We start from the raw sequence: 26,689 nt of genomic DNA, 5'->3' as shown, positions 1-26,689 counted from the left end.
GTTGGGTGGGGGGTGAGGGGGGAGGCTGCCAGGACGTATGGTGTATAGAATGGCCGCTTCGCGCCTCATTTCGGCCGTTCAGACCGTCTCAGCGAACTGCTAGTAGCGGCTGTTACGCGGAACGTTCATGCAGACTACTTTTGAGGTGGGAAGCGGATCAGCCGTGGCTGGCAATACCGAGACATTCACCCGTTGCGATTTTTGATCTAAGCGCTACGATAGCATCGGGGGCTCGCACAGCATTGGTAGATTTTCCATCGTTCAGCACGCTTGAGGTCAGAAACTACCGGCTCTTCCCTGGAAGCGACGGGACAAACGGCATTAGCTTTTCCTTCAAATCGGGCATCTCGGTGTTTGCCGGCGTCAATGGTCTCGGCAAAACTACCCTCATCAACATCTTGTTTCGTCTTGTTGTCGGGCCCTTTGATCTTCCGAAGATTGAAAACGCGGCAAGGTTTGGTTCGACGGCACGGGTAAAAGAAATTCCATGGCCGGCCCGAAGAGATTACTTCTCACGCCGGGTGGCCGATAAAGCAAAAGATGCCACCGCGCGCCTAGAATTTGAAATCGGGGACGACGCCTACTCAGTTACCCGTTCGCTGGCAGACTGCCGTCTGCTAGCCGCCTCCAAGAATGGAACAGCTATCGCCGTCGGCGACGCGAATGAAGATCGGTACAAGGTTTCAGTCGTGGCGTCCGCGGGGTTGGGAAGCTTTATCGATTTCCTGACGGCTGTTAAATTTCTGACGTTCTTCAATGAAGAACGCCGTGACATTCTGTGGGATGATCAAGCCCAGAGGCAGTTCTTTCGTATCCTCTTCACTTCACCAGAGACTTCAGCCGCGTGGGTGAAGTTAGAAGCAGAAATCGGTAGTGCCGACAGCGCAGCGCGAAATGCCTCGACGTTTGCCAGTCGACTTGAGAACGAAGTCAGGCAGCTAGAAAGCCTACTCACAAACAATGTGGGCGTCACGGCCCAATTAGCTGCTGCCCAAGCGCTTCTAGATGCAGAGTTGCTCCGCCAGAAGGAGCTGGAGGAAACTGCCTTCGAAAGGCGATCCAGTGTGGCCAAGCTTGCCCGGCAGGTTGAGCGGTCTAAGTTGCGGGAAGACGACGCGCGCCGAGAGTTGGAAGAGCTGCGATATTCGGCGCTCGGTCGCCTCTTCCCCAAACTGGACGAAACTGCGCAATACGTCCTCACGCACCTGTTTGCAAATGGCGATTGCCTTGCGTGCGGAGCGGATGCCAAAGCAGAGATCGCACGGCTCGAACATGCCATTCATGTTGGAACCTGCGCGATATGTGGGGCACCGCCAGATAGGCAAGCCCGCCCTCAACAATCCGACCAAGTGGTTCCAGTACACCAAATCGAGCAAAAGAAACTTGATAAGGCACGTGCAGCACTCGACACAGCCAAAGTCGAACGAGAAGCGTCCGAGATTGCGGAAGCCAATGCGCGCGCGGACCTCATCGCGGTGAACGGTGAACTAGATGCCCTTGCTAAAAGCATTGATCAGCGGCGGCTCGAAAATGCAACGCTCCGGACAAGGCTGCCACCTGATCCACAACAGATCGCCGACAAGAAAAAGAACTTAGAGGGTGCGAGGAGTTATCAGCACGATCAAGAGCAGGAACGCGCAGAAGCGGAGCGAAGATACCAAATACTGCTGACGCAGACCGAGGAACAGTTCAGGCAGGCCGCAGTAGCCGTCTCACCAAAGTTTCAGGTACTGGCGACCGCCTTTCTTGAGGAAACCTGCGCCTTGAGCTTCAGGCTCGTCGAGGATCGCCCGAGTCAGAGTGGCGCGAGGTTCATGTATCCATCTCTCAAGTTCGAGATGTCTGCCGCGGCATTTGAAACGCCCCAGTTTCGAGAACGGCCAGATGATGTCTCCGAGAGCCAAAGAGAATTTGTAGACCTCGCCTTCCGGATGGCGCTGATCGAAGCCGCCTCTGAACGACAATCTGCGACGCTCGTAATCGAAACGCCCGAAGCCAGCTTGGATGCGATCTTTATGCGGAAGGCGGGCACTATGCTTCGACAATTTGCCAGTCAAGGGCGCAAGATCGTTGTCACGTCTAATCTCACCAGTTCGGTGATGTTGCCGTCACTGCTCGGCGACCAAACGGACGACGATCATGAGATCGAAGAGCGGTGGAGCCGAGTGCTCAACCTACTGAAAATCGCTGCCCCAAATGCCGCCGTTCGCCATTTTGAGGGCGAATATCACACATTCTTAGACAAGGGTGTCAGGGGATTAGGCGCGTGAACGACACGACAGTAGCCAAGCACCGCATTCGACTTCTTCAGTTGCTAGAGGCGTCGGAGCGGGCTGCACTTGCCCCAATCGGCACTGACAAGTTGCATTCCTTTGCCTATCTCTCGGATGTACTTAGCCAAGTTTGGGGGCTAGCGCCCTTTGATAACCGAATACTGAAGACAGGACGCTCCCCTTTCTACCCAGATCTCCAACGAGAGTTGGACGCCTTGGTAGCTATGGGATTAGTTGAAGTCACGAACCTGAGCTATCGACGATTACCTGATCAGTCGCTTGCGTTTTATGCCAGGTATGCGCTCAACTTTCACTCGGCCCATTGTAATGGGCTTCGTACAGCCCTCGCAACGGACCCCGATGCCCTACTAACGCAGAGCTATTTGGACGAATTGGCGCAGGCTCTCGCGTCGCTTCGTGATGAGGACATATCCGGGGCGGCGACCGAAGACGCTACCTATCATGACCCCAAAGTGGAAAGAGGGGATGTGATTTACTTTAACGATCCTAGGAGTTTGCGAACTACGTTGGCTACTGAAGCCTTTCGTGAGGTCTTCCCGGAAGTGGAGCTATCTCCGTCGCAACGCCTCTACATGTACGCGCATTATCTGGGGCAGAAAGTTCATGCCGCTGGATAAGAGTTTCGTGGACGGCCTACTCGAAGACGTAGCTTTTCGAGCGGGGGCAGCACAGGGTCTAATGCGATCCGCAGATGCCCCGGACAAGCAATCAGAGTTCTTTGAGAACGTTCGAAATACCCTGCTGAGATCCTTGGAAATCGACGTAGAGGAGGTTTGGGCTCCGGCGCTGTTTGTGCTGGCGGAGACGCCTCGCGTCACCGCCGGCAAGTATGGGCAGCCTACAAAATTGCAAGACCTGGATCTCCAATCGCCGCAGCAATGGTCTGGGAAGCTAGTCTTTGCAGCGCAGCACGGCTCAAACGGCTGGGCTGTGCCGATTCCAGAAGGCTCAGTGGCCGGCGCGGTAAATGCGCTCATTTCCGGAGGCGATGGCCATCATCCCGCAGTGACCTTTTACCCCGAGAAGCGAGTTCTTGGCTGTTCAGCGACAGGAGTGGGTTCAGAAGAGAAGACGCTTCGACTTTCATTGCCCAAAGCGTCGAGGCAGGTAACGCTGAACGATCTTCGTGAGGTCATGGAACTCGTTCGGCAAGAGGGCCTGTTGATCCCTGACATCTGCCCACCTCAAGTATGGCAGAAGCCCAACGGTTACGTTCCGGGACCCGAGACAGAGAGAGTTCTTCAGTGGTGCTTGGCAGCTGAAATGCGCGGTTACTTCCGACCGATCCTCATTCAACGCGAACAGGCAGTAAACGTTGGGCGGATCGACATCCTGTTTACCGATCCCACCGCTCAGCCAAACGCGAGACACCCTGCCGTCGTTGAGGTTAAGGTACTCAGGAGTTTCGGCTCCACGGAATTACCCATCTCACCTTCAACCAATCTCTACTCCCTGGTAAAGGGTATGGGGCAGGCGAAAGCATATCGAAGGGTCAAGAAGGCGAAGCTTGGTGCTCTTGCGGTCTTTGACCTGCGTAAGATTAAAACCGACCTTCTCGCTTCGGCCTTCGTTCAGAAGGCTGCGGATCGCTTCTATGATGAGCAGATGGAAACGATCATGCTGCCTATGTACGGCGTGGTCGAACACGCGCAGGCCGAAATGGCAGCTAACTAGACTTTTTCAGAGCGATCAGCGTTTCCGGAAGCTCCGGCCGACCGCCTTGTTGCGGAGATGCGCGCATCGAACGGAACGGATTAGAATAGAGCACGTCAAGACCGATGGTCGGACCCAGTTCACAAAGAATTTGAGCAACTGGAATGTCGATCCCCGCGTATCGGCTGTCACCCACCACCATGTAAATTCGGCCAGAGGTTGCGAGCAGGTTGTGGAGCGCGGTCATGATTGCGACCATGTCGTCAAAGTACGCCGAGACCATTTCTGGAATATCTCGGTTCCAAAGTTGTTTTCTGTTGGACGTGAGTCGGGCCACAATGTCGGCAAGAGTGGTATTGCTGACGCTCGAGGTCATGTCTCGCTTGATTTGGACATGGCTTCGTATAGTGGATTCTCGCAATGATCTGTTCGCTTCGGGCGTTGTCAAGTATCCGAGCACCCAGAGCTCGAGATTGTACACGTCGGTGTAGTCAAACGAATTTGGGTAAGGGGGGGAAAACACTGCCAGTTGAGCTTCGGCACACTCGCCAAGGCGCACGCGAGCATCGCCCCGTAGTACACGATAATCCCGTTGCATTCTATTTTCAAACCGCTTGAGATCAAAAAGAGCGGAGACGACTTTCTCCGAGAAAAGGCCATCAACTGACGCCGCACTTGCGCTCTTATTCACGCCCCCGCGCCGGTACCGCCGGCCCTTGCCGCTGACCACCACATTGCTAACCTGAAGCAATATGCCAGCGAGCAGAACCTTAAATAGGCGTTGGGCTTCCGAGTTCTCGAGGTTCGAAATGGCCGCCACATATGCATGCAGCCTTTGGGCGACTTCCCGGCTGAAGATGTAGCGTCCTGCTCTGCCCGGCTCAACAAACGTGTCGGGCATACCGGGTAACGGAGTTTGGACTGGCTTGGCCTCTGCGACGTCGGAGCAGATTTGTCCGAATGCATGCGAGACGGCATCAAGGTCGTACCGAGCAATCTTCGTTTCAATAAGATCAGAAAGGTAGGGATTTACTTCGATCGTGGTCGGCATGACGCCGAGAAACTGTGCGGCGAGCGCGCTCGTTCCAGATCCTCCGAAGGGGTCGACCAAGTGGCGAACGGGTTCACCCCTAGCAGCTGAGGTCTCGCTTACTGCCATTTCGATCAGTTCGGGCGCAAATGCCTCTTTGAATGTGCGCCAACCTTGAAAGGGTAAGTTTGAGGAGCCATGATTGGTCCCTATTACCTTCACAAGCCGGCCATTTGTCCAGCTCTGGAACGTAGTGAAATGCGAGTTCAACGATCAGCCTCTGCCCAATTTTTCCCACGCCGAGGGTATCGACACTTCGTAAACATTAAAGTGCGTCGAGGCCAGAGGGTGAATGAGCCTTCGCTGACCGCGTCGCTGGACAGCAGTTGTTCGTCAGATCAACTTTGAAATACCAACACTGCTGCTAATCGTTGAACGCTCAAAGCAGGAAACGTGCAGCTTATGGCCCTTCGTGGCAATTGGCACGCTCGAATACCTAACGTCCGCTAACGACCGGCCACTCTCCGAGACCTGACAGTCGGCTACCGGCCCAAAGGCTGATATTAATCTTCACCTCCAGCGCATCTTCCGCCTCATCCTCCTCGCCCAGAACCTCCCCGTGCACCGCCAGCGGCCGCCCGATCCAGATCGGGTCGACCAGATGGTCGCGTTTGGGGTTGGTCGTGTTGGGGTGGATGAGGATGCTCAGACCGTTGTGGTTCAGCATCAGCCAGGGCACCAGCGTGGCGAAAATTTCGATGGCGAAGGAGATTTGGTACATGGCCTGCTGATGCGGGCCGACCGGCTCGTCGCGCCAGTTGCCCAGGCGCACGCGGAAGCGCTCGCCGATGCGCAGGCGCAGCCATTCGGCGTGGCGCCGCTGCGCCTCTCCGTCATAGTAGATGTGGGCGTGATAGCTGGCGATCTCGGCGAGCGGCCTGGGCTGTCCGGCCGGTGTTGAACTGGCTTTGCCCATCCCGATGCTCCCCTCCGCCTGGTGTCCAGCGAAACTCTAGCCGAAGCACGGAGTTGTTGTCTGTAGCGGTGATCGGCCAGGGCGTTTCCAGCAGGCGATGACATGGCCCGGCTCGACCCCTTGGCCACGGGTCCGCCGTATGGCGGTGAATGCTCAGGCCGTGCGAGTTGCCGGACCAGACTGCGGATCGCTTGTAGCGCCTACAACGCGACGCCGCATTCAGATGCCTGTTTTGGGATCAACGTCGTTGTGGCCGACGCGCGACGCGTCCTGTCCATCCAACGTTCAAATGAAGAGAGCAATCACCAGCGTTGGTCCCACTTAGCTTCGTGGGCATTGCGTGATGCCGCTCGGTGCGCTTCTATCCGTGGCGCGCCATCGGGGGGTAATCATTTGTCTGCCAGGAACCAAACGTCGACCGGCCACGAGGCGAGCGAGGCCGGTTGGCTCGACCTTCATTTCGAATCGTCGCGCCCCGAATATGAGGCGGCCTTGCTCGATGCCGGCATCCGCCCGGGCTGGCGCGTGCTCGATGCCGGTTGCGGCAGCGGCGGCTTCCTGCCGCTCATCGCGAGCGCCGTCGGCCCCTCCGGCTTCATCGCCGCGCTTGACCTCGCGCCCGAAAACATCGCCCGGGTCGAGGCGCTCGCGGGCACGCTGTCCGAGGCACCGGAAATCGCCACGCATGTCGGCAGCATCCTGTCGCTGCCGTTCGCGGACGCATCGTTCGATTGTGTCTGGTCCGGCAATGTCATGCAGTATCTGACGCCGGCCGAGTTCGAGCTTGCCGTCGGCGAGGCCAGGCGCGTTTTGAAGCCGGGCGGCATCTTCGCGGTCAAGGACTTCGATTCGACCATCCTGCAGATCCTGCCGATGGACCGGGCGCTGCTGGCGCGCTTCATGGCGGCCAGGCTGCAGGGGTTTCGCGACCGGAGCGTGCTCGGCACCGATTGCGGTTCGACGCTTCCGGCGCGCCTGCGCCAGGCGGGCCTGGAGGTCGTCAGCCGCAAGGGCTGGCTGGTCGAGCGCTGGGCGCCCGCGCCTCGCTTCACGCGCGACTATGTTCGCGACCTGCTGGCCTATTTTGCAAGCGTCGCGCCGAGCTATGCCCTGCCTGATGCCGACCAGGCCTACTGGCAGGACCTGAAGCAGCGGCCGGATCGCCTGCTCGACGATCCGGACTTCTGCTACCGCGAGTTCTTCGTCATGGCGGTTTGCCAGACATAGCGCTCCGCCGCGACGGCCGAAGCCGCGGCGCTGCGCAAGGCCCCAGGCAAACCCGGTTCCGAGAACGAGACTGAGCCAAGCCGCATTCGCCAGCTCTCCGCTCAAATGGCCGGCTTTCGAGCGAATTTCTTCGCGAACCGTTAATTCGGCCGTGCTGTTAATAAGCATCTGCTAATGAACTGGTTCGCGCGGGGGTACGCAATGACCAAGAATCTCGGCAATGCACGCTACGTGCCGCCAAAGGAGCAGCAAGGCTCGGTGCTCGGCAAGGTCGCGCCGGCCTTGTTCCCACTGGCCGTTGTGGCGCTGGGCTATGTGATCGGCAGGCAGTTCTTCGGCCTTTAGACACAGCCATCAAGCGCCGGTTTCGGCTGTGGCTTCGGGCCTTGCTTCGGCGCGGATGCGGTCGCTTGCCACGAGCACGACCGGGCAGGGGACGGCGGCCAGCACCGCCATGGCGGTGTCGCCAAAGAACAGTTCCTCGCCCGGCCGCTGCGTGACGCCCATCACCACCATCGCCGCCCCCTTGGCCACTTCCCTGGCGATCGCCTTGTCGGGGGTGGCGCGGGCGCGGATGGCGGTGTCGACGGCGACGCCGTAGCGGTCGGCGAGGTCGACGACGTCCTTGAGCACCGCCTCCTCGCGGCGGTGCGAAACGGTGCCTTGCCGGGCGCCTTTGCGCGCCTGCGAGACATAGAGCACCTTGACCCGCGCCCGGTGCGGCCTTGCCAGCGCCAGGGCGAAATCGGCTGCGCGGCGCGACACTTCCGTGCCGTTGACGGGAACGAGGATGGTGGTTCCGGCGCGCAGCACCGGCATCTTGCCCCCGGCGCCGGCACCGTTCAGCACCAGGCAGAGCGGACCGTCGAAGCCGCTGGTCATGTCGTTGAGCGCCTCGGTGAAAGATCCCTTCTCGGTCAGCATGGCCTCGAGCCCGACCAGCAGCAGGCCGTAGCCCTTGCGCGCCTCCTCGGCGATCGTCCGTGCGGTCGCCTCGCGTTCGCTGCGGGCGGTCAGATGCACCTTCTCGACCGGCGTGTCCTCGGCCTTGCGAACCGCCCTGGCGCTCCTGGCGGCACCCTTCTTGACCTCCTTCAGGGCGCGCTCCGGGCCCTTGTCGCGGGCCGGGCCGGCAAGCCTGCCGTCCTTGAGGTGGAGAAGCGTGGTCGGCATGCCGCTGCCGCCGCCGACCAGGCCGGCGAGATAGGCGGTGAACTTGCCGACCGGGCTGTCGTCGACCAGCAGCAGCAGCCGCTCCAGCTTGGAGACGAAGCCGCGCTCGTCGAGCAGCTCGCGGTCGACGCGCTGCTTCTCGGCGTCTTCGACGGGCAGCCGGCCGAGCGCCCAGCGCAGCATGGGCGGCATGGCGAGCGTGGTGATGACAGCCATGGTCACGATCATGGTGAACAGATTGTGGGACAGGATGTTCATCGACAGGCCGATCGAGGCGACGATGACCTCGGTCGAGCCGCGCGCGTTCATGGCGCTGCCGACGGCGGTCGCCTCCTTCAGCGTCATGCCGGCGAAGCGGCCGCCGATGAAGGCGCCGCCGAACTTGCCGATGCTGGCGATGAGCACCAGCGCCAGCGTCAGCAGCGCCAGCGTCGGGTCGGCGAGTACGGTGAGGTCGGCCGAAAGCCCGGCCATGCCGAAGAAGATCGGCATGAAGAGCGCGGTGATGACGCCGCGCAGCTGGCTCTCGATGTGGCTGGACAGGATCGGGGATTCGCCGACCAGTATGCCGGCGACGAAGGCGCCGAGCACGGTGTGGACGCCGATCAGGTTGGTGATCAGGGCCATAACGCCCATGATGATCAGGATGACCGATATGACGGCGTATTCGCTGCGGAAGGAGTCGTTGCACCAGCGGATCAGCGTGAACACCAGCCGGCGCCCGATGGTGAAGGAGAACACCATGAACAGCGCCACTTCGGCCACCGTTACCACCAGCGGCACGATTTGGAGGCTGCCATTGGTGGCGATGCCGAAGGTGACGGCGATGATCAGCCAGCCGATCGTATCCTCGATGATGGCCGAGGAGATGATGACCTGGCCGAGATTGCGGCGCATGAAGTTCATCTCGCGCACCACCATGGCGACGATCTTGACCGAGGAGATCGACAGGGCCGTGCCAAGGAAAAGCCCGGCGACGATGCGCTCGCCGGGGTCGGGCAGCAGCGTGTCGGGCAGGAACTGCGCCAGCGCGAAACCGCAGGCAAAGGGCACGACGACGCCGGTGACCGAGATCGAAAAACACGCCGCGCCCACCCGGCGCACCAGGCGCAGGTCCGTCTCCATGCCGGTGAGCAGCAGGAGCAGCAGGACGCCGAGCTGGGAGACCGCCTCGATCATGCTCTTCTGCGCGGGGTCGCTCGAGAAGATCAGCTGCTGCGCGCCGGGCCAGAGCCAGCCGAACAGCGAAGGCCCCAGCAGGATGCCGCCGATCAGCTGGCCCATGATCGCCGGCTGGCCGTAGCGCTGGAAGATTTCGCCGAGGCCACGACCGACCAGAAGCAGAAGCATGATCTCGGCGACGAAAACGCCCTCCGCCGAGCCGCCCATGCCCGCGGCGTGGCTGCTTGCCTGGGCGGCCCAGGCCGGGCCTGCTAAGGCAAGGACGGCGGAAGGGATGAGAATGGCAGGAAGAAATCTCGTTTGCGGCCAGTGCCTAGTCATCCAACTCCTCAACGCGGATCAAGTCCGCTGCGCATAAACGTGCAATGCCGCGCAAGGTTGCGGCAGGTCGGGCCAATCTGTTCGGGCCAATCTGTTGGGGTAAGTGCCGACGTAAAAGACAGCCCTCTTCTCCCCGTCTCTATACGGGGAGAAGGTGCCGGCAGGCGGATGAGGGGCAGCGCCGACATGGGAGAAATACAGGATCCAGATGCTATTTGCCGAAAGCTTGGCGCCGCCCCTCATTGTCCTGCCGGACATTTCTCCCCGTATAGTGACGGGGAGAAAGGCCCATACCGGCTGGACGCCGCCCGCGGATTGCTTCGCCAATCGTCGCTGGCCGCGATCGGCGATCTAGCCCGACTTCTTGGCGCGCTCCGGCAAAGCACCCTCAGGCGGCGGCTCCGGGCCGAAGACGCTGCGGCCGCCGAGCAGATGCGACTGGTCGAACTCGCCGGCGACGATCTCCTTCAGGCTCGGGCCGGTGACGTAGCGCTCCAGTCGCCGCGCCTGGCCGTCGAGCCGCTGCAAGGCGGCAAGCTCCTCCTCGCGGCCGAGCTTGGCCTTGGCGACCGCCGACTTCATGACGGCGATGGTCTCGTCATAGACCTTCAGCGGCACCGGAAAGGGGTGCCGGTCCTTGCCGCCATGCGCCAGCGAGAAGCGCGCCGGGTCGGAAAAGCGGCACGGGGCGCCATGCACCACCTCCGCCACCATCGCCAGCGCCCGCACGGTGCGGGCGCCGACGCCCGGAACCAGCAGCAATTCGGGAAAGTCCGTCGGGCCGCTCTCGATGGCGGCGGAGATGTTGCCGTGCAGCCGGCGCATGACGATGTCGCTTTCGCGCACGTCATGGTGCGCCGGCATGACCAGATTGGGCAGCATTGGTTGTGCACTGTCGCGCTTTGCTTCAGTCGCCGCAGGTTCGATGGCGGCGAATTCGTGCACGATCCGGTCGGGACCGAGCTGGCGCAGAAGATCGAGCTGGCCGCTGCGCGAGGCCTCGGCGCGATGGTCGGTGAGGTTGACGATCTCGCCCTGCCGCTCGCCCTCGATGGCCGCGTGCGGCTGGTCGACGAAACTCTTCAACCCTTCCGACAGCCAGTGGTAACGGCGCGCCTGCCTTCTGTCGCCGTTCATGCCTTGCTGGACGACCACCCAGCGGCTGTCGTCGGTGACGATGAAACCATGCAGATAGAGGTCGAAACCGTCCTGAACGGCCGCGCTGTCGACCTTGGCGACCAGGCGGCTGGCGGTGGCAAGGGCCGCGCCGTCGAAGCCGATGCGTTCGCCGATCATCTCCAGCTCATGCGGCGTCTTGCGCGAATGGGCGCCGCGGCCGCCGCAGACATGGATGCCGAGCTCGCCCGACAGCGGCGTCAGCCCGCGCTTCAGCGCGCCGATGACGCTGGTGGTGATGCCGGACGAATGCCAGTCCATGCCCATCACCGCACCGAAGGACTGGAACCAGAAGGGATGCGCCAGCCGGCGCAGCAGCTCGTCGCGGCCATAATGGTGGACGATCGCCTGGCACAGCACCGCGCCGAGCCGCGTCATGCGGTCGCCCAGCCATTTCGGGACCCGTCCGCCATGCAGCGGCAGGTCGGCGCTGCCGCTTCGCTGCGTCACTTGTTTCGATGCTCCGTGGCCGGCCGCCCGAGGACCGGATCTGTCCCTCTAGATGGCATCCATGCGGCTATTTTCCAAGCCGGCACGCAGGCGCTCATTCGCGGTTTGATTCAGGATGGCGCCTCACCCGGTTGTTCGCAAAGCGTTTTTGTCCATCGCGGACTAGACATGCACGTCTCCGAAGGAGAGTTCGCCGTTGTCGTCGGGCGTCAGTAAGGCGACGGCCAGCAGGCCGGCAAAGAGGATGGCGACCAGCGTGACGATGACCAGGCCGGGCACGGGACCCAGGGCGGCGGCGCTGACGGCCTCGCGCAATGTGCCGACGAAACCCACCGGCGCGGCCCGATCGAGCAGGCTCGGCGTCGACAGTTTGAGGATCCAGGCGAGCAGCAGGATCAGCATCATATGGATGTAGTTGCGGCGCAAACGGCGCGCCAGCGCCACCCGCTGCGAGACCAGGAATTTCGGCGTGCGCAGGCTTTCGCCAACGATCAGCAGCCAGTCCGAGGCGAAGTCCGGCTGCGGCGAGAATATCTGCGCGAAATAGTGGCGCTCGAACTGGCGCACGCGGGCGCGGTAGACATCGAAGAAGCGGTAGCGCCGCGCCTCGATCCACAGCAACAGCAGCACCAGCAGCATGGCGAACAACAGCACGCCGTGGTGGGCACTGGCCGTCGACAGCGACACCGACAGCATCGCGGCCACGACGGTGATCGCCCAATTGCTGGTCCTGTCGATACGGTCGCGCCATCCCGCCATGCGCGCAATCTCGGCGCGATGGAAATGCGACATCACGGTGACCATTTCGCTGGGCGAAAGCGTCCTGCCGATGGGCGTTGCCGGCGCATCGTTCATAGTTCCCTCCCAACCCAATGAAACGCGTCGAACGCGATCTCGTTCCGCCGGCGGCGGATGGCGCCGACCCAGGCGGACTTTCGGCCACTTCTGTCGCGACGGCGGTGCGCCGAGGCTTTTCAAACGCTTGGGCAGGTCCGCTCAGCTTCTGAGTCAGCGTCCGAGTGGCCCTGGCTCTTGAGAATCCCTTTGCCTTGGGCAACATGGCGGCAAGGCTGGAGTACGAAGATGAACAGTCCGATATCCGCCGCACGTTCACAGTCCACGTCGCGAACCGCGGCGATGGCGCTGACGGAGGCGCTGGTCGCCCGCACCTTGCGCGCGGTCGAGGATGCCGGGCCGACGCCGGGCATGGTCTACATGACCGATGCCGACTATGCGCGTTTCAGCGACGAAATCCTGGCCGATGCGCCGGCCGGGCCGCTGAAACTGTTCGCCTATGGCTCGCTGCTGTGGAAGCCGGCGGGCGAGGTAAGGGGAGGTGAGCGCGCGGTGGCGACCGGCTGGCACCGCTCCTTCTGCTTCACCGTGCAGCGGTTTCGCGGCACGATCGAGCAGCCCGGCCTGATGATGGCGCTCGACCGTGGTGGCCAATGCCAGGGCATGGTGTTCGAGATCGCGGAGCCGGTTGCCGACAATCTCGAGGCGCTGCTGCGCCGCGAGATGACCATCCTGCCCGCCGTCAACGTGCCGCGCTGGCTGCGGGTCAGGACCGAGGGCGGCATGTGCCGCGCGCTCGGCTTCGTCGTCGATCCCGCCAATGCGCGCTATGTCGGCAGGCTGGACAAACGGGCGATCGCGGCGACGCTGGCCCGGGCCGCCGGCCATTGGGGCTCGGGCGCGCAATATCTGTTCGAGACCATCCGCCACCTCGACGCCTGCGGCATTCGCGATCGCAACCTTTGGCAGTTGCAGGCATTGGTGGCCGAGGAGATCAACCGCGTCCACGCCACGGTTTAGCGATCGGCGTTCCCAGCGCAGCGCGACCCGAAAGTTTCCGGACGCTTTCCCGCCCCTCCAAATCTTCCGCTTGACGAATACATATCCCGACAGTTATACGTTAATCAATAGCCAACGGGTTATCGATTAAATGCCGGATGCTCATGATGCGCTCTTCAGGACGCTCGCCGACCCGACACGGCGCGCCATCTTCGAACGGCTGTGCCGCCAGGGAGAGCAGACGGTGGGAGCGCTGACGATCCAGTCGGGGGTCTCGCAGCCGGCCGTGTCGAAGCATCTGAGCGTGCTGAAGCAGGCCGGGCTGGTGCGCGACCGCCATGAAGGCCGCCAGACGCATTACAGCGCGCAGCTCGGCGCGCTGGCGCCGCTGATGGACTGGACGCGTGAGATGGCCGGGTTCTGGGAAAGCCGGTTCGACGATCTCGAGGATCTGCTCAAAAGGATGGACCAGTGAACGACAGTGCCGCCGAGACCCGCACTGTCGTCGTCGAGCGGCAGATTTCGCATCCGCCGGAAAAACTCTGGCGCGCACTGACGCAACCGCATCTGATTGAGGAGTGGCTGATGAAGAACGATTTAAATCCGGTCGTGGGCCATCGCTTCAACCTCAGCACCGCCTGGGGCGGCGTGCTGGATTGCGAGGTGCTTGCCGTCGAGCCGCACAAGACGCTGTCCTACACCTGGAACCTCGCGCACCAGGACCCGGCCTTCGATCTCAGGAGCGTGGTGACCTTCACGCTCACCCCGACGCCTGCCGGGACCCATCTGCGCATGGAGCAGTCCGGTTTCCGGCCCGAGCAGAGGCGGGCCTATGGCGGCGCCAAGATGGGATGGCCGAAATTCCTGGAGAAGCTGGAAGAGCTCCTGGCACGGACGGACTGAAGTCCGCCGGCCGGGGTTCATGGCAAGGCTGTTCGAAGGCGGCCGCCGCAACAAAACCTATGGAGGACATGCGATGAAGATCAAATTGACCCGCGTCTATGTGGACGACCAGGAGAAGGCGCTTGCCTTCTACACCGACGTGCTGGGCTTCACCAAGAAGGCCGATTTCAGCAACGGGCCGTTTCGCTGGCTGACCGTGGCTTCGCCGGACGAGCCTGAGGGAACCGAGCTGCAGCTTGCGCTGAACGACAACCCCGCGGCCAAGGCCTACCAGCAGGCCTTGTTCAAGCAGGGCCAGCCGGCGCTGATGCTCTTCACCGACGACATCAAGGCCGATCACGAGCGCATCAAGGCGCGGGGCGCGGCCTTCGCCATGGCGCCGACCGAAGTGACCGGCTCGACCATAGCGCAGCTCAACGACAGCTGCGGCAACCTCATCCAGATCACGCAGCTGGCGCGCTGGTAAGCGGCGTTTCGTTCATTTTCCAGGAGGAGATAGCATGGATTGGAACAAATGGGTCCGGCAAACGCATCGCTGGCTGTCGATCATTTTCACGGGGACCGTCCTCGCCAACTTCGTCGCCATGGGCTTGGGGCAGCCGCCCGCCTGGGTGGTCTATTCGCCGCTGCTGCCGCTGTTCCTGCTGCTGTTCAGCGGCCTCTACATGTTCGTGCTGCCATACGCCGCCAAGCGGCTTGACGGGCGGCAGCGCGCGAGCCAGTAAGGACGGGATGGATGGCGAAGAGGCAGGGGCAATCAGCCAAAGGCGCCGCCAGGCCTGCAACCGCCGGTCCGGTCCTGCTTTCTGGCGGCAATCCGCAGATCGCCAAGGGCGAAGGCAACGCGCCCGTCCAGGCCTATATCGCGGCCATGCCGGGCTGGAAGAGCGAGGCCGGCGGCGGCCTCGACGCGCTCATCGAGCGTGCCGTGCCTGATGTGCGCAAGGCCGTCAAATGGAACTCGCCCTTCTATGGCGTGGAAGGCGAGGGCTGGTTCCTCAGCTTTCATTGCTTCACGAAATACATAAAGGTAGCCTTCTTCCGCGGCATGTCGCTGGACCCGGTGCCGCCTGGCCAGTCCAAAAGCAAGGACACGCGTTACCTTGACATTCATGAGGACGACCAGTTCGACGAGGCCCAGTTCACCGAGTGGGTGAAACAGGCGAGCCGATTGCCCGGCGAACGAATGTGAGATTTGTACGCCGGGCCCGGATTTGCCGCCCGCGACAGAGCGCCTATGATCGGGCGGACGGGGCGGTGACCGCCCCCAAGCCTGAAGGAGAACGGACATGACGAAGAGCGGGTCGCCAGAAGGCAGGTCTCCTTCGCAGCTCATAGACGGCAGGATCGAGGAACTCGGCGACTGGCGGGGCGAGATGCTGAGCCGGCTGCGCGGCCTGATCCGGCAGGCCGACCCCGAGATCGTCGAGGAGTGGAAATGGCGCGGGGTCCCGGTGTGGGAGCATGCCGGAATGATCTGCACCGGCGAGACCTACAAGAACGTCGTCAAGCTGACCTTCGCCAAGGGTGCGGCGCTGCCCGATCCGTCGCGCCTGTTCAACTCCAGCCTGGAAGGAAACACCAGGCGCGCCATCGATTTCCAAGAGGGCGAGGAGGTCGACGAGGAAGCGTTCAAGGCGCTTATCCACGCCGCCGCCGCTCTGAACAAGTCAAAGGCCCGGCGATAGGCTCCGTGTGACTGGCACCGAAGACGCGGCGGGCAGAACGAAACCTGTCGCGCTCCTTCGCGCCCTTCTGGCCTCATCCGTCCCTCAGCCACACCAGCATCTCGCCGGGCTCGCGGTTGTCCCAGGCGAAATAGGGGATGGCGGTCAGCCGCGTCTGTCTGGCAGCGGGCGGGTCGGTGCGGTAAAGCCCGTTTTGCCAGCCCTCATCGGTGTCGGCCAGCGCTGTGGTCGAAAGCGCCACCACGCCGCCCAGCAGGTCCGGCTCGTCATGCGCCTCGATGCTTGCGGTGCGCGGCAATGCGATGCGGTGCAGGCTGCCGTCATTGTCGGTCGCCTCGACGCAGTAGATCAGCGGGCCGCGCGACAGCGCGACGCGGCCGGCGTCCTGGCGCACCTGCGGGTTGGCGTAGAGCCGTTCGATCGGCATTTCGAGATCGAGGCGGACGCTATCGCCCTTCTTCCATGTGCGCCGGATCGCCGCGTAGCCATCGCTGGTGACGTCCTCGAGCTTCACCGTCTCGCCATTGACCTTGAGCGCCGCGCCGGCGCTCCATGCCGGCACGCGCAGATGCAGGGTGAACGCGACCGGCGCCTGCGGCTCGATGGTGATGGCGACCGCGCCGTCCCAGGGGTAGCGGCTCGCCTGCGTCAGTGCCACCGGCACGCCCGCTATGTCGAAACGAGCGGTGGAATCGCCATAGAGATGGACGGCAAGCGCGTCGTCCGCCAGGCTGTAGAAATAGCTGCCGATGGAGGCCACCATGCGCCCGATATTGGGCGGGCAGCACGGGCAGCGGTGCCATTTCCATCTGTTGTGCCGGCCCCGGCTTTCCAGCGGGTTTTCGTAGAAGAACAGCGAGCCGTCGAGCGACAGGCCCGAGATCGAGCCGTTGTAGAGCGCCCGCTCCATGATATCGGCGTAGCGGGCGTTCGGCCCCATGCCGAGCATGCGGCTGGCCCAGAACACCAGGCCGACGGCGGCACAGGTCTCGGCGTAGGCGCTCTCATTGGGCAGGTCGAAATCGCTGGTAAAGCCCTCATTGTGCGCCGACGGCCCGAGCCCGCCGGTGATGTAGAGGTTCTTGCTGGTGAGATCGTCCCACAGCCGGTCGAGCGCCACCCGCAAGCTGTCGTCGCCATATTCGGTGGCGATGTCGGCCATGCCGGAATAGAGATACATCGCCCTGACCGCATGACCGACGACCTTGTCCTGCTCGCGCACCGGAATGTGCGACTGGCTGTATTCATAGGTCTTGAAATGATAGGCCTTGGGATCGGTGCCGCGGGCGCGCGCCTCCTCGTCGAAATAATGCGGTTGCTGGCCGCGCTGGTCGATGAAGTATTTCGCCAGCTCCATGTATCTGTTCTCGCCAGTCACCCGCGCGAGCTTCACTAGCGCCAGCTCGATCTCCTCATGGCCGCAATAGCCTTTCTTCTTGCCCGGCTCGGGCCCGAGCACCGAGGCGATATGGTCGGCATAGCGGCACATGACGTCGAGCAGCTTGCGCTTGCCGGTCGCCTGGTAATAGGCGACGGCGCCCTCGATCAGGTGGCCGGCGCAATAGAGCTCGTGGCAATCGCGCAGATTGGTCCAGCGCAGGCCGGGCTGGATGCGCTGGTACCAGCTTGAGAGATAGCCGTCCGGCTGCTGCAGCTTTTCGTAGAGGTCGATGACGGCGTCGATCTTCTTCTCCAGCTCCGGGTTCTTGGCGCGGTAGAGCGAATAGGCCGCCGTCTCGATCGTCTTGCCCCAGTCGGAGTCCCAGAACATCTGCGTCGTCACCGTCGAGCCGGTGAAGCCGGGGGAGGCCGCCTCGTCGGGCGAAGGGGAATGGAACGGGATGACGACGCCGGGCGAGGGCCGGTCCGGATCGATCTGCTCCAGCATGCCCGCCTCGACGCAGCGGTCGTAGAGGATATCGGCGGTGCGCGCGGCGACGGCGTCGGCACGGTCGCCCCAGAAGCCGTGCACGTCGACCTGGGGCACCGGTAGCGGCCGGAAGGCGAGTTTGGGCCTGGAGGCGCTGGCAGGCCTGGCGGAAGACGATGCGGTCATGAACTTACTCCATTCGATCGATCACTTGACGGCCCCGGCCATCAGGCCGCGGATGTAGAAGCGCTGCAAAGCCAGGAACAGGATCAGGCACGGCACCATCATCACGGTGACGCCCGCCTGCACCGCGCCCCAGTCGATGGCGCCGAAGCGGCCGGACTGGAGTGCGGTCATCATCACCGGCAGCGTGAACTTGGACTGGTCGGTCATCAGCACCAAAGCGGCGAGGAACTCGTTCCAGGCGCCGAGAAAGGCGAACAGCGCGATGGTGACGACGCCCGGCCAGACCAGCGGCAGCATCACCTTCAACAGCATGGTGGGGTTTCCGGCGCCGTCCATGCGCGCGGCCTCCTCGATCTCGCGCGGCACCGCGTCGAAGGCGTTGCGCATCATGAAGATCGAGAACGGCAATTGCAGCGTCACATAGACGCCGACCAGCCCGGTCAGCGTGTTGTGCAGGCCAAGCTTGGTGAGCACCAGGAAGATCGGCGTCAGGATCGACTGGAATGGAATCATGATCGTCGACAGGATGAGGACGAAGAACAGGTCCTTGAGAGGAAATCGGAAGCGCGAGAAACCGTAGCCGGCGAGCACGGAGACAACGACGGAGACCAGCACCGTCATGACAGAGACGTAGATGCTGTTCTGCGCCGAGACCCAGAGCCCGTCGCCGAACGTGTTGAGCGTGGCGTAGTTTTCCAGCGAGAAGCCTGTCGTCGGCCAGGGCGGCAACGGCGGCTGGCGCGCCTCCTGCGCCGGCTTGAAGGCCGACAGCGCGGCCCACACGATCGGCGCCACGAACAGCACCGAGGCGATGATGCCGGTGGAGTGTCTGACGACGCTGGCGGCGAGTTTGCCTTGAGCGGACATTGCCTGCGCCATCAGTCGACGCCCTCGGGCTTCCTCAGCAGCCAGAGCTGCACGAGGCTGAGCGCCACAAGGATCACCAGCAGGACCATGGAGAGCGCCGCGCCATAGCCGAGCTTGAACGACACGAAGGACTGGTTGAAAATCCAGTACACCGCCGTCAGCGTCTGGTTGCGCGGGCCGCCGCGCAGGATGATGTAGAACTGGTCGAAGGCGAGGACCGAGCCGGCCACCGACAGGATCAGCGCCAGCGCCAGCGTGCGGCGCATCAGCGGCAAGGTGATGGCCCGGAACCTCGCGAACGGGCCGGCGCCGTCGATGACGGCGGCCTCCTGCAAATCCTGCGGGATCGATTGCAGGCCGGTCATCAGGATGATCATGGTGAAGCCGGCGACCTTCCACACCACCATGGCGATGATCGACCAGAAGGCCGGCTGGAAGGTGGCCAGAAGGTTGAATTTCCTGTCGATCAGGCCGAGGTTGTAGGCGGCCGGGCTGAACAGGCCGGAATCGACGTTGAGCAGCCATGACCAGAGCAGGCTCGCCGAGGCGAAACCGACCACCGCCGGCATGAAGAAGGCGGTGCGATAGAGATTGGTCAGCGGGCGCGGCCGCTCGATGAAGATGGCCAGCGGGAAGGCGACGGCGAAGATCGCGATGGTGACGATCACAGTGTAGTAGCCGGTGAATTTCAGTGCGTTCCAGAACCTGGTGTCGCGCAGGATCGCGGCATAGTTGTCGAGGCCGATGAAGGAGTGCCCGCCCATCAGCGGCCAGTTGTGCAGCGACATCCACGCCGTCATGCCGAGCGGGATGACGAAGAACACCATGACCAGCGCCACGGCCGGCGCGACGTAGATGAGACCGATCCATTGCCGTCGCCCGGCGCCGACGAGTTTTCGGGCGCGGGGCGGGGCGGTGGTTGCTGTGATGGTGGTCATGGCTGGCCCGCTTTTCCTTCTCCCCTTGTGGGGTGAGCGGCCGGTTCGCCGGAGGCGAATTCATCGTGCCAGTGGCACGATGAAAGGCCGGCGAACACCGGGACGCTGCGAAGCAGCGGGGACCCGGCAGAGTGGATCGGCCACCACCCGGCCCTTCGCAGGCTCAGGGCGTTCGAAGCTCGAAAAGCCAAGCAGTTGGCTTTTCGTCCGCTGCGCGGACCGCTCCTCACCCCACAAGGGGAGAAGGGGAGGCGAAGTGCGCTAGGTCCCAAGCTGTCGATGCTAGTGAGTCTTCTCAACGCGATAGCCCTGTATCTGAACCAAACAATATCCGGCCACCCGCTCAGGGAGACAGGCGGGCGGCCGGCAGGCGCCTATTTCTGCGGCGCCTGGTCGATGATCGACTGCATAGTCTCCTGCGCATTGGCGATGGCGCCGTCGACGTCGTCGCCGAAGAACACCTCGTTGACCATCTGCGTCCACGGGCCGTTGGCGGAGTTGATCAGGTCGTTGAAGACCACCGAATAGGGCGTCTTGCCCTTGGCCATGGCCTCGGCTGCGACCTGGTAGCGCGGGTCGAGGTCCTTCAGCGCGTCCTTGGCGATGTCGCCGCGCACCGGCAGGCTGCCATATTTGGCCAGGATCGTCTGGCCCTCCAGCGAATAGGCGAAGTCGAGGAACTCCTTCACCACATCGATCTTCTTGGTGCCCTTGGTGACGACGAAATTGTCGCCGCCGGCAAAGGACGACCAGCCGCCATCCTTGCCCGGCAGGAAGGTGATGCCGTAGTCGATGTCGGGATACTGGGTGTTGAGCGCGCCGATGGCGAAGGCGCCCGAAGGCGAGATGCCGATGTTGCCGCCGGCGAAGGCGGCGAAGAAATTGGCGCCGGTGTCGGTCTGGGCGCCTTCCGGCACCAGGCCCTTCTTGACCATCGAGCGGTAGAGATCGATGGCGCCACGCAGCTGCGGGCTGTCCAGCGTCGCCTTGGAGCCGTCCTGTGAGAGAATATCGCCGCCCGAGGCCCAGACCAGCGGCGTGAAGGTGAAGATGTTGCAGCCGCCGCAATTGCCGGAGAAGTAGAAGCCCTTGATGTTGCCGCCGAGCGCATTGACTTTTTCGGCGTCGGCTTCGATCTCGGCCCAATTGGCCGGGCCCTTTTCGGGGTCGAGGCCGGCCTGCTTGAACAGCTTCTTGTTCCAGATCAGCACCGAGGCGTCGGCGGAGAAGGGCAGGCCGTAGATGCGGTCCTTGTACGTGCCGGTCTTCACATGAGCCGGCGACAGGCTGGCGAAATAGGGGAGCGACTTGGCCCAGTCGGTGATGTCCTCCAACTGACCGGCGGCAGCAAAGGAGGGCGTGTAGATCAGGTCGAGCGACAGCGCGTCGGGCGCCGTGCCGCCGGCGGCGGCAGCACCGTATTTCGGAATGATCTCGGCGTTGGGGATGATGTCGAGCTTGATCTGGTTGGTGTGGCCCTTGTTGTAGGCATCGACGATGCGCGGCATGAAGTTCGAGCCGTCGGCGCGCACCCAGATGTTGGCGGTCTCGGCGGCGGCAAATTGCAGCCCGCAGCCGAATACGGCGGCCGTCAAGGCCAGCCTGGCAATCAAAGTCCTCATATTCTCCTCCTCCACGTTTTGGCCGCGATGCGCGGCTTGCCGCCGATTGCGGCGTTTGGTTCTTCAGCCGTCCGGCAGGCGGCCGCAGGACTGACGCACCACCAGCCGGCACGGCAGTTTCCGGATGCCTGGCGCGGCGGGCTTGCCGCCGACCAGGGAAAGCAAGGTCAGCCCCGCTTCGCGGCCGAGCGCAGCCAGGTTCATGTCGACCGAGGTCAGCGGCGGGCGCGTCGCTTCGGCCACGATCTCCCAATTGTCGAAACCGATGACGCCGACATCGCCGGGCACGTCGAGACCGCGCTCGCGCAAGGCATCGATGACGCCGCGCGCGATCTGGTCGTTGCCGCAGAAGACGGCGTCCGGCCTTTCGCTTGCGCCGTCGGCCGCGCCGTCGAACAGCCTCGCCACGGCTTCGTGTCCCCAGGCCTCCGACCACGAGCCGAGCAGCGGCTCGGTGCCCGACAGGCCGTTCTCGGTCAGAACATCGCGATAGGCCTGCGCCCTGGCGTGCACCACGGCAAAGCTCGCCGGTCCCGAGACATGGGCGATGCGCCTGCGGCCGAGCCGACAGAAATGCTCCACTGCCAGCCGCGCGCCGCCGGCGTCGTCGGAGACGAAGGCGACGGCGTCGGGATCGGGCTGGGTGAAGGCATAGATCACCGGAATGCGCAGATTGGACAGGTCGACCGGCAGATGACGGTCGATGCGCTTGCCGGTGGCGATGATGCCGTCGACGCGCTTGTCGAGCATGGCCTCGACATGGAGCTGGCCGAGACGCGGATCCTCCTCGACATTGCACAGGAACACCGAGACGCCGGCGTCGACCAGCGCGTCGGAAATGCCCGACATCAGCGGCAGCGAGAAGCGGCCATAGGTATCGTTGGTGAGCAGGCCGACGGTGAAGGAGCGTCGCCGCAGCAGGCTCTGCGCCAGGCTGTTGGGCCGGAAGCCGAGGCGCTGCGCGGTCTCGCGAATGCGCTCGCGGGTCTCGGCGGTCATGCGGCCCTGATCGTTGAGCGCCTTCGAGGCGGTGGCGACGCTGACGCCAGCCTCGGCCGCTACGTCACGCAAGGTGACGGGCTTGGGAAAGGCTGGCTGATCGTCCAATGCCATTGCGGCGAAAATCCCGATTGGGAAAAGGTTTTCTCTTACAGGCCGGAATGAGACCCGGCCGATGGCCGAGTCCGATCGGAAATGTTTGAAAAAACCTTTTCTCAACCCAAACTAGGCCAGATCCAGAGGCTGTTCAAGAGGAAAAGTGGCTGGTCCTCCGGTGGCGCGAAGTGGCCGCCGGAGGGCGGGCTCACGGGCTCGGCGCCCGGCGAGTTCATCAGGCGAATTCCTGATCGGCAGCCGTCAGTGCTGCCCACGGCGCGAGCCGGCCAAAGCAGCAATCGGCGACATGTCTACAAACGACTCTTCGGTCTTAACGCTTGCGCAAATATTATCGGTTAGTTCGCTAGTCATGGCCTCGTGGCGGAGCGGCTACGCTGGAGACGGCAAATCTCTGAAGCCTCGGTTCGATCCCGAGGCGAGGCCTCCAAAAAATCATATGACGTAGAGCCTGCGTCGGACCGTCAAGGGCGATGGGTCTTGCCAGCTTGCATTTGCGGCCTGGGCCGGACAGGTCCTCGTCTTCGTTGTGACGCTGACGTGCCGGCAAGAAGACTGCTACCCAGCCGACTTGCGCGCTTTCAGCATCTGACGATCGGGGTCACGTGGCATGCGGCCGGCGTTAAAGCAGCCTATTTGCATTTGGCATGCAGGGCACTCGCCAAAAGAGTGCTATGGAAGGGCAAGAGCTTGCCCGCTCCGACTTTCCCCGACATTCGAGGCCATTTTCGTGCGTGAACCGTCGCTGTTGCCCGTCTTTGGAAAATTTGGCGCCAAGGGACCCCGTGTCGTCGCGGTGGAACCGGTCCCGTCGGCAGGTATCGCCCCGCGGCTGCGGGAGGCTCTGGCCGCCCATGGCGGCATGGTGCTGAAACTGTCGGTCGTCGCCTGGACGATATCGGTCCTGAGCATGGTCTTCTTCATGTTGCAGGGCTGAGGCAAATGGCCAACCGCTACGCACTGCGCATGGACTTGCCCCAAAGCTGGGCCATCATCGACGTCTTCACCGGCCAGCCCGTCGTCGTCAGGCAAAGGGCGATGGTCGGCATGAGCCCGCGCGACGCCAATGCCATGGTCGGTCAGATGAATGTCCGGGACGTCAAGCGCCGGGAGAAGGCGGAGCGTAAATCCTGATCCAGCGCCGTCCGCCTGTCGTCTCAGCGGAAGTCGTCGGCCGTCAGCACATACATGCTCTTGCGCGTGCGGTCATAGGCCTTTGACGCTACATCGCGGATAACACTGCTCTCGGTGTCGAAGGTGGCGAGATACCCGGCTTCATTGGCTGCCGTCGCCGGCTGCATCCTCGTCATGGCATCGGCGGCGACCGAGAAGGAAATCTGGAACATGCCGTCATAGCCGACGAAACGGATGCGCTTGCCGGCCTCGTCGTAGCTGCGGCTGCGGTTGGGGAAGGTCAGGCTCATGATTTTGCCTCCGTCGTTTTCTTCACCGCGCGTTTCTTCTTCGGCGTCGGGTTCAGGGCCTCGGCCACGCGGTCGGCTTCTTCCTTGGCCAGCCGCAATTGCCTCAGCCTTGCCGTCTTGATCTCCCTGGCCCTCGCTTCGGACATATATTCGGCTGTTGCCTTGTTGCGCTCCGCCGTCTTCTTCTGCTTGTCGACAAAGCGCGCTTCAGCTTTTTCCATGATCGTCTGGTTGCCGTCGGCCATCGAGGAAATCTCCCTTGCGTCTGAAATCGTGAAAATGAACTTGTCCGATAAATAGGCACTCTGCCGGAAAATTCAAATTTTTGAAATATTTGCTCGTCTTCCGACCCGATGAAACCGGGTGCCGAAATAATACTATGGTTATTCAATATCCGCTCGGAATAAATTTTGGCACTCCTATCTATCGAGTGCCAAAGAGCCTATAGAAGGGGGCGGCCGCCTATGCCGGCCCCAGAAAGAAGTTCTCATGAAATTTCGGCCACTCCACGACCGCGTCGTCATCCGGCGCGCCGAAGGCGATATCAAATCCAAGGGCGGCATCATCATTCCCGACAATGCCAAGGAAAAGCCGCAGGAAGGCGAAGTGATCGCGGTTGGTCCCGGCGCCCGCGACGAAAACGGCGCACTTGTTCCGCTCGACGTCAAGGCCGGCGACTTGATCCTGTTCGGCAAATGGTCGGGCACGGAGGTCAAGATCGACGGCGAGGATCTTCTGATCATGAAGGAAGCCGACATCATGGGCGTTATCGAAAAGAGCGTCGAAGCCAAGAAGGCCGCCTGACTGAAGCGCCGCGCCTCTGCGCGGTGACGGCTCCACTCCAAATGCGAACTGGATAAAATCATGTCTGCCAAGGAAATCAAATTCTCCACCGATGCGCGCGACCGTATGCTGCGCGGCGTCGAGATCCTCACCAATGCGGTCAAGGTCACGCTCGGCCCCAAGGGCCGCAACGTCATCATCGACAAGGCCTATGGGGCGCCGCGCATCACCAAGGACGGCGTCACCGTCGCCAAGGAAATCGAGCTTGCCGACAAGTTCGAGAACATGGGCGCGCAGATGGTGCGCGAAGTGGCCTCGAAGACCAACGACCTCGCCGGCGACGGCACCACCACTGCCACGGTGCTGGCCGCCTCGATCCTGCGCGAAGGCGCCAAGCTGGTGGCCGCCGGCATGAACCCGATGGACCTCAAGCGCGGCATCGACCAGGCCGTCGCGGCCGTCGTCGTGGAAATCAAGGCGAAGGCCAAGAAGGTCAAATCGTCGGCCGAGATCGCGCAGGTCGGCACAATCGCCGCCAATGGCGATGCCAGCGTCGGCGAGATGATCGCCAAGGCGATGGACAAGGTCGGAAATGACGGCGTCATCACCGTCGAGGAAGCCAAGACCGCGAACACCGAACTCGACGTCGTCGAAGGCATGCAGTTCGACCGCGGCTATCTCTCGCCTTATTTCGTCACCAATGCCGACAAGATGCGCGCGGAGCTGGAAGACCCCTATATTCTCATCCACGAGAAGAAGCTCGGCAATCTGCAGGCAATGCTGCCGATCCTCGAAGCGGTGGTGCAGAGCGGCAGGCCGCTGCTGATCATCTCCGAGGACGTCGAAGGCGAGGCTCTGGCGACGCTGGTCGTCAACAAGCTGCGCGGCGGCCTCAAGGTCGCGGCCGTCAAGGCGCCGGGCTTCGGCGACCGCCGCAAGGCGATGCTGGAAGACATCGCGGTGCTCACATCCGGCCAGATGATCTCCGAGGATCTCGGCATCAAGCTGGAGAACGTCACCATCGAGATGCTCGGTCGCGCCAAGCGCGTGCTGATCGAAAAGGACACCACCACGATCATCGACGGCGCCGGCACCAAGGCGACCATCCAGGCGCGCGTCGCCCAGATCAAGGGCCAGATCGAGGAAACCACCTCCGACTATGACAAGGAGAAGCTGCAGGAGCGGCTGGCCAAGCTCTCCGGCGGCGTTGCCGTCATCCGCGTCGGCGGCGCCACCGAGTCGGAAGTCAAGGAAAAGAAGGATCGCATCGACGACGCGCTGAACGCCACGCGCGCGGCGGTCGAGGAAGGCATCGTGCCAGGCGGCGGCGTGGCTCTGCTGCGTGCCAGGACGGCGCTTGCCGGCCTGGGCGGCGCCAACGCCGATGTCACCGCCGGCATCTCGATCGTGCTCAGGGCACTCGAAGCGCCGCTCCGCCAGATCGCCGAGAATTCGGGCGTTGAAGGCTCTGTTGTCGTCGGCAAGCTCTCCGACAGCAAGGACCACAACCAGGGTTTCGATGCCCAGAACGAGGCGTATGTCGACATGATCAAGGCGGGCATCGTCGATCCGGCGAAAGTGGTGCGCACCGCGTTGCAAGATGCCGGCTCGATCGCCGCGCTTTTGATCACCGCCGAAGCGATGATCTCGGACATTCCGGCCAAGGATGCCGCGCCTGCGGGCAGCGGTGGCGGCATGGGCGGCTACTAGGATTCGACCGGCTCGCGAAGATGGTTTCATAAAAGCCGTCTTTCAGGCCTGATCCGTATCTCGCCGAACCGGCCTTTGCCGCAGGCGAGACGACTATCGCCGGGGGATTCTCCCCCGGCGCGCAGGCCTCTGGCCCAGGAGATCGATCCATGATCGTGTTCGTGCAGAAGCCACAGACGGTCGTCACGACCGAAACGACAGAGGAAAGCCGCTTCGACCGCATCCGCAGGATTGCCGCCGACAAGCACAAGAAATCCGAGCCCGACCCGGCAACACCACAAAACGGCGAACCCAAGCGTCCGATGTAAT

General features: G+C 62.7%; 29 protein-coding genes. 17 read left to right on the top strand and 12 right to left on the bottom strand.

What is annotated here, in order from left to right; translation table 11 throughout:
• The first annotated feature begins 242 nt into the window (after positions 1–242).
• From FJ951_RS17550 to FJ951_RS17540, 3 genes are read left to right on the top strand one after another with little or no spacing between them, the layout of a single operon-like run.
• A complete protein-coding gene (locus tag FJ951_RS17550; RefSeq protein WP_181172250.1) occupies positions 243–2,270 on the top strand; it encodes an AAA family ATPase in 2,028 nt (675 codons plus the stop codon).
• Complete coding sequence (locus FJ951_RS17545) at positions 2,267–2,911, top strand: hypothetical protein (RefSeq protein WP_140516285.1); 645 nt, start codon at positions 2,267–2,269, stop codon at positions 2,909–2,911. Before FJ951_RS17550 ends, FJ951_RS17545 begins: the two co-directional genes overlap by 4 nt.
• The gene (locus FJ951_RS17540) at positions 2,898–3,968 is read left to right on the top strand and encodes a hypothetical protein (RefSeq protein ID WP_140516283.1); all 1,071 of its coding nucleotides are present in this window, start codon (positions 2,898–2,900) and stop codon (positions 3,966–3,968) included. The genes FJ951_RS17545 and FJ951_RS17540 overlap by 14 nt, the downstream gene beginning before the upstream one ends.
• Here FJ951_RS17540 and FJ951_RS17535 read toward each other — a convergent pair.
• Entirely contained in the window at positions 3,961–5,247 is a 1,287-nt protein-coding gene (locus FJ951_RS17535) for a hypothetical protein (RefSeq protein WP_140516281.1), read from the bottom strand. The two genes, FJ951_RS17540 and FJ951_RS17535, sit on opposite strands and share 8 nt — an antisense overlap.
• Positions 5,248–5,473: 226 nt before the next feature.
• Positions 5,474–5,953 (bottom strand): DOPA 4,5-dioxygenase family protein, encoded by a 480-nt coding sequence (locus FJ951_RS17530; protein ID WP_140516279.1) that lies wholly within the window; start codon positions 5,951–5,953, stop codon positions 5,474–5,476.
• Positions 5,954–6,346: 393 nt separating this feature from the next.
• On the opposite strand from FJ951_RS17530, the gene FJ951_RS17525 reads away from it, so the two are divergent.
• Positions 6,347–7,180 (top strand): methyltransferase domain-containing protein, encoded by an 834-nt coding sequence (locus FJ951_RS17525; RefSeq protein WP_246671745.1) that lies wholly within the window; start codon positions 6,347–6,349, stop codon positions 7,178–7,180.
• Between the two features lie 201 nt (positions 7,181–7,381).
• Entirely contained in the window at positions 7,382–7,525 is a 144-nt protein-coding gene (locus FJ951_RS28485; protein WP_181167671.1) for a hypothetical protein, read from the top strand.
• A gap of 9 nt (positions 7,526–7,534) precedes the next feature.
• Here the strand turns inward: FJ951_RS28485 and FJ951_RS17520 are convergent, their stop codons facing one another.
• The 3 genes from FJ951_RS17520 to FJ951_RS17510 form a co-directional block, all read right to left on the bottom strand.
• Positions 7,535–9,742 carry a cation:proton antiporter gene (locus tag FJ951_RS17520; RefSeq protein ID WP_246671747.1) on the bottom strand — a complete coding sequence of 736 codons (2,208 nt, stop codon included), beginning with the start codon at positions 9,740–9,742 and terminating at the stop codon, positions 7,535–7,537.
• 465 nt (positions 9,743–10,207) lie between these two features.
• Positions 10,208–11,482: a DUF763 domain-containing protein gene (locus tag FJ951_RS17515; protein ID WP_140516275.1), complete on the bottom strand. Its 1,275-nt coding sequence runs from the start codon at positions 11,480–11,482 to the stop codon at positions 10,208–10,210.
• Positions 11,483–11,644: 162 nt separating this feature from the next.
• A complete protein-coding gene (locus FJ951_RS17510; RefSeq protein WP_140499219.1) occupies positions 11,645–12,337 on the bottom strand; it encodes a DUF2270 domain-containing protein in 693 nt (230 codons plus the stop codon).
• A gap of 228 nt (positions 12,338–12,565) precedes the next feature.
• Between FJ951_RS17510 and FJ951_RS17505 the strand changes: the two genes are divergently transcribed.
• From FJ951_RS17505 to FJ951_RS17475, 7 genes are all read left to right on the top strand, one after another.
• Entirely contained in the window at positions 12,566–13,297 is a 732-nt protein-coding gene (locus tag FJ951_RS17505; RefSeq protein WP_140516273.1) for a gamma-glutamylcyclotransferase, read from the top strand.
• 130 nt (positions 13,298–13,427) lie between these two features.
• A complete protein-coding gene (locus tag FJ951_RS17500; protein ID WP_140516271.1) occupies positions 13,428–13,751 on the top strand; it encodes a metalloregulator ArsR/SmtB family transcription factor in 324 nt (107 codons plus the stop codon).
• Positions 13,748–14,179 (top strand): SRPBCC domain-containing protein, encoded by a 432-nt coding sequence (locus FJ951_RS17495; protein ID WP_140516269.1) that lies wholly within the window; start codon positions 13,748–13,750, stop codon positions 14,177–14,179. Before FJ951_RS17500 ends, FJ951_RS17495 begins: the two co-directional genes overlap by 4 nt.
• 73 nt (positions 14,180–14,252) lie before the next feature.
• Positions 14,253–14,645 (top strand): VOC family protein, encoded by a 393-nt coding sequence (locus tag FJ951_RS17490; protein ID WP_140516267.1) that lies wholly within the window; start codon positions 14,253–14,255, stop codon positions 14,643–14,645.
• Positions 14,646–14,679: 34 nt separating this feature from the next.
• A complete protein-coding gene (locus FJ951_RS17485) occupies positions 14,680–14,904 on the top strand; it encodes a hypothetical protein (RefSeq protein WP_140516265.1) in 225 nt (74 codons plus the stop codon).
• Positions 14,905–14,915: 11 nt separating this feature from the next.
• Positions 14,916–15,371 (top strand): DUF1801 domain-containing protein, encoded by a 456-nt coding sequence (locus tag FJ951_RS17480; RefSeq protein ID WP_140516263.1) that lies wholly within the window; start codon positions 14,916–14,918, stop codon positions 15,369–15,371.
• 97 nt (positions 15,372–15,468) lie between these two features.
• A complete protein-coding gene (locus FJ951_RS17475) occupies positions 15,469–15,867 on the top strand; it encodes a DUF1801 domain-containing protein (protein ID WP_140516262.1) in 399 nt (132 codons plus the stop codon).
• Between the two features lie 73 nt (positions 15,868–15,940).
• On the opposite strand, the gene FJ951_RS17470 is transcribed toward FJ951_RS17475, so the two are convergent.
• The 5 genes from FJ951_RS17470 to FJ951_RS17450 form a co-directional block, all read right to left on the bottom strand.
• The gene (locus FJ951_RS17470) at positions 15,941–17,923 is read right to left on the bottom strand and encodes a glycoside hydrolase family 127 protein (protein ID WP_140516260.1); all 1,983 of its coding nucleotides are present in this window, start codon (positions 17,921–17,923) and stop codon (positions 15,941–15,943) included.
• A gap of 21 nt (positions 17,924–17,944) precedes the next feature.
• The gene (locus FJ951_RS17465; RefSeq protein ID WP_140516258.1) at positions 17,945–18,802 is read right to left on the bottom strand and encodes a carbohydrate ABC transporter permease; all 858 of its coding nucleotides are present in this window, start codon (positions 18,800–18,802) and stop codon (positions 17,945–17,947) included.
• Complete coding sequence (locus FJ951_RS17460; protein WP_140516256.1) at positions 18,802–19,728, bottom strand: sugar ABC transporter permease; 927 nt, start codon at positions 19,726–19,728, stop codon at positions 18,802–18,804. Before FJ951_RS17460 ends, FJ951_RS17465 begins: the two co-directional genes overlap by 1 nt.
• A gap of 374 nt (positions 19,729–20,102) precedes the next feature.
• Entirely contained in the window at positions 20,103–21,350 is a 1,248-nt protein-coding gene (locus tag FJ951_RS17455) for a sugar ABC transporter substrate-binding protein (RefSeq protein ID WP_140516254.1), read from the bottom strand.
• A 63-nt stretch (positions 21,351–21,413) separates the two neighbouring features.
• A complete protein-coding gene (locus FJ951_RS17450; protein ID WP_140516252.1) occupies positions 21,414–22,463 on the bottom strand; it encodes a LacI family DNA-binding transcriptional regulator in 1,050 nt (349 codons plus the stop codon).
• A gap of 730 nt (positions 22,464–23,193) precedes the next feature.
• On the opposite strand from FJ951_RS17450, the gene FJ951_RS17445 reads away from it, so the two are divergent.
• On the top strand, positions 23,194–23,400 hold the full coding sequence (locus FJ951_RS17445; protein ID WP_140516250.1) for a hypothetical protein: 207 nt from the start codon (positions 23,194–23,196) through the stop codon (positions 23,398–23,400).
• Between the two features lie 5 nt (positions 23,401–23,405).
• On the top strand, positions 23,406–23,597 hold the full coding sequence (locus FJ951_RS17440; protein ID WP_140516248.1) for a hypothetical protein: 192 nt from the start codon (positions 23,406–23,408) through the stop codon (positions 23,595–23,597).
• 23 nt (positions 23,598–23,620) lie between these two features.
• Here FJ951_RS17440 and FJ951_RS17435 read toward each other — a convergent pair whose 3' ends face one another.
• Both FJ951_RS17435 and FJ951_RS17430 read right to left on the bottom strand, forming a co-directional pair.
• The gene (locus FJ951_RS17435) at positions 23,621–23,887 is read right to left on the bottom strand and encodes a DUF1488 domain-containing protein (protein WP_140499190.1); all 267 of its coding nucleotides are present in this window, start codon (positions 23,885–23,887) and stop codon (positions 23,621–23,623) included.
• Positions 23,884–24,132: a hypothetical protein gene (locus FJ951_RS17430; RefSeq protein ID WP_140499188.1), complete on the bottom strand. Its 249-nt coding sequence runs from the start codon at positions 24,130–24,132 to the stop codon at positions 23,884–23,886. The genes FJ951_RS17435 and FJ951_RS17430 overlap by 4 nt, the downstream gene beginning before the upstream one ends.
• Positions 24,133–24,376: 244 nt before the next feature.
• On the opposite strand from FJ951_RS17430, the gene FJ951_RS17425 reads away from it, so the two are divergent.
• The 3 genes from FJ951_RS17425 (at position 24,377) to FJ951_RS28480 (ending at position 26,688) form a co-directional block, all read left to right on the top strand.
• The gene (locus FJ951_RS17425; RefSeq protein ID WP_140516246.1) at positions 24,377–24,691 is read left to right on the top strand and encodes a co-chaperone GroES; all 315 of its coding nucleotides are present in this window, start codon (positions 24,377–24,379) and stop codon (positions 24,689–24,691) included.
• Positions 24,692–24,751: 60 nt separating this feature from the next.
• Positions 24,752–26,380 carry a chaperonin GroEL gene (groL, locus tag FJ951_RS17420; protein ID WP_140516244.1) on the top strand — a complete coding sequence of 543 codons (1,629 nt, stop codon included), beginning with the start codon at positions 24,752–24,754 and terminating at the stop codon, positions 26,378–26,380.
• A gap of 149 nt (positions 26,381–26,529) precedes the next feature.
• Positions 26,530–26,688, top strand: coding sequence for a hypothetical protein (locus FJ951_RS28480; protein ID WP_181171590.1), 159 nt, complete (start codon positions 26,530–26,532; stop codon positions 26,686–26,688).
• Position 26,689 lies beyond the last annotated feature (1 nt).

It is taken from the genome of Mesorhizobium sp. B2-2-3 (genome assembly GCF_006442405.1).
In the GTDB taxonomy this organism is placed as follows: Bacteria; Pseudomonadota; Alphaproteobacteria; order Rhizobiales; family Rhizobiaceae; genus Mesorhizobium.
Note: the sequence above shows the minus strand (reverse complement) of the source record. Positions and strands in the feature narration are given on the sequence as shown.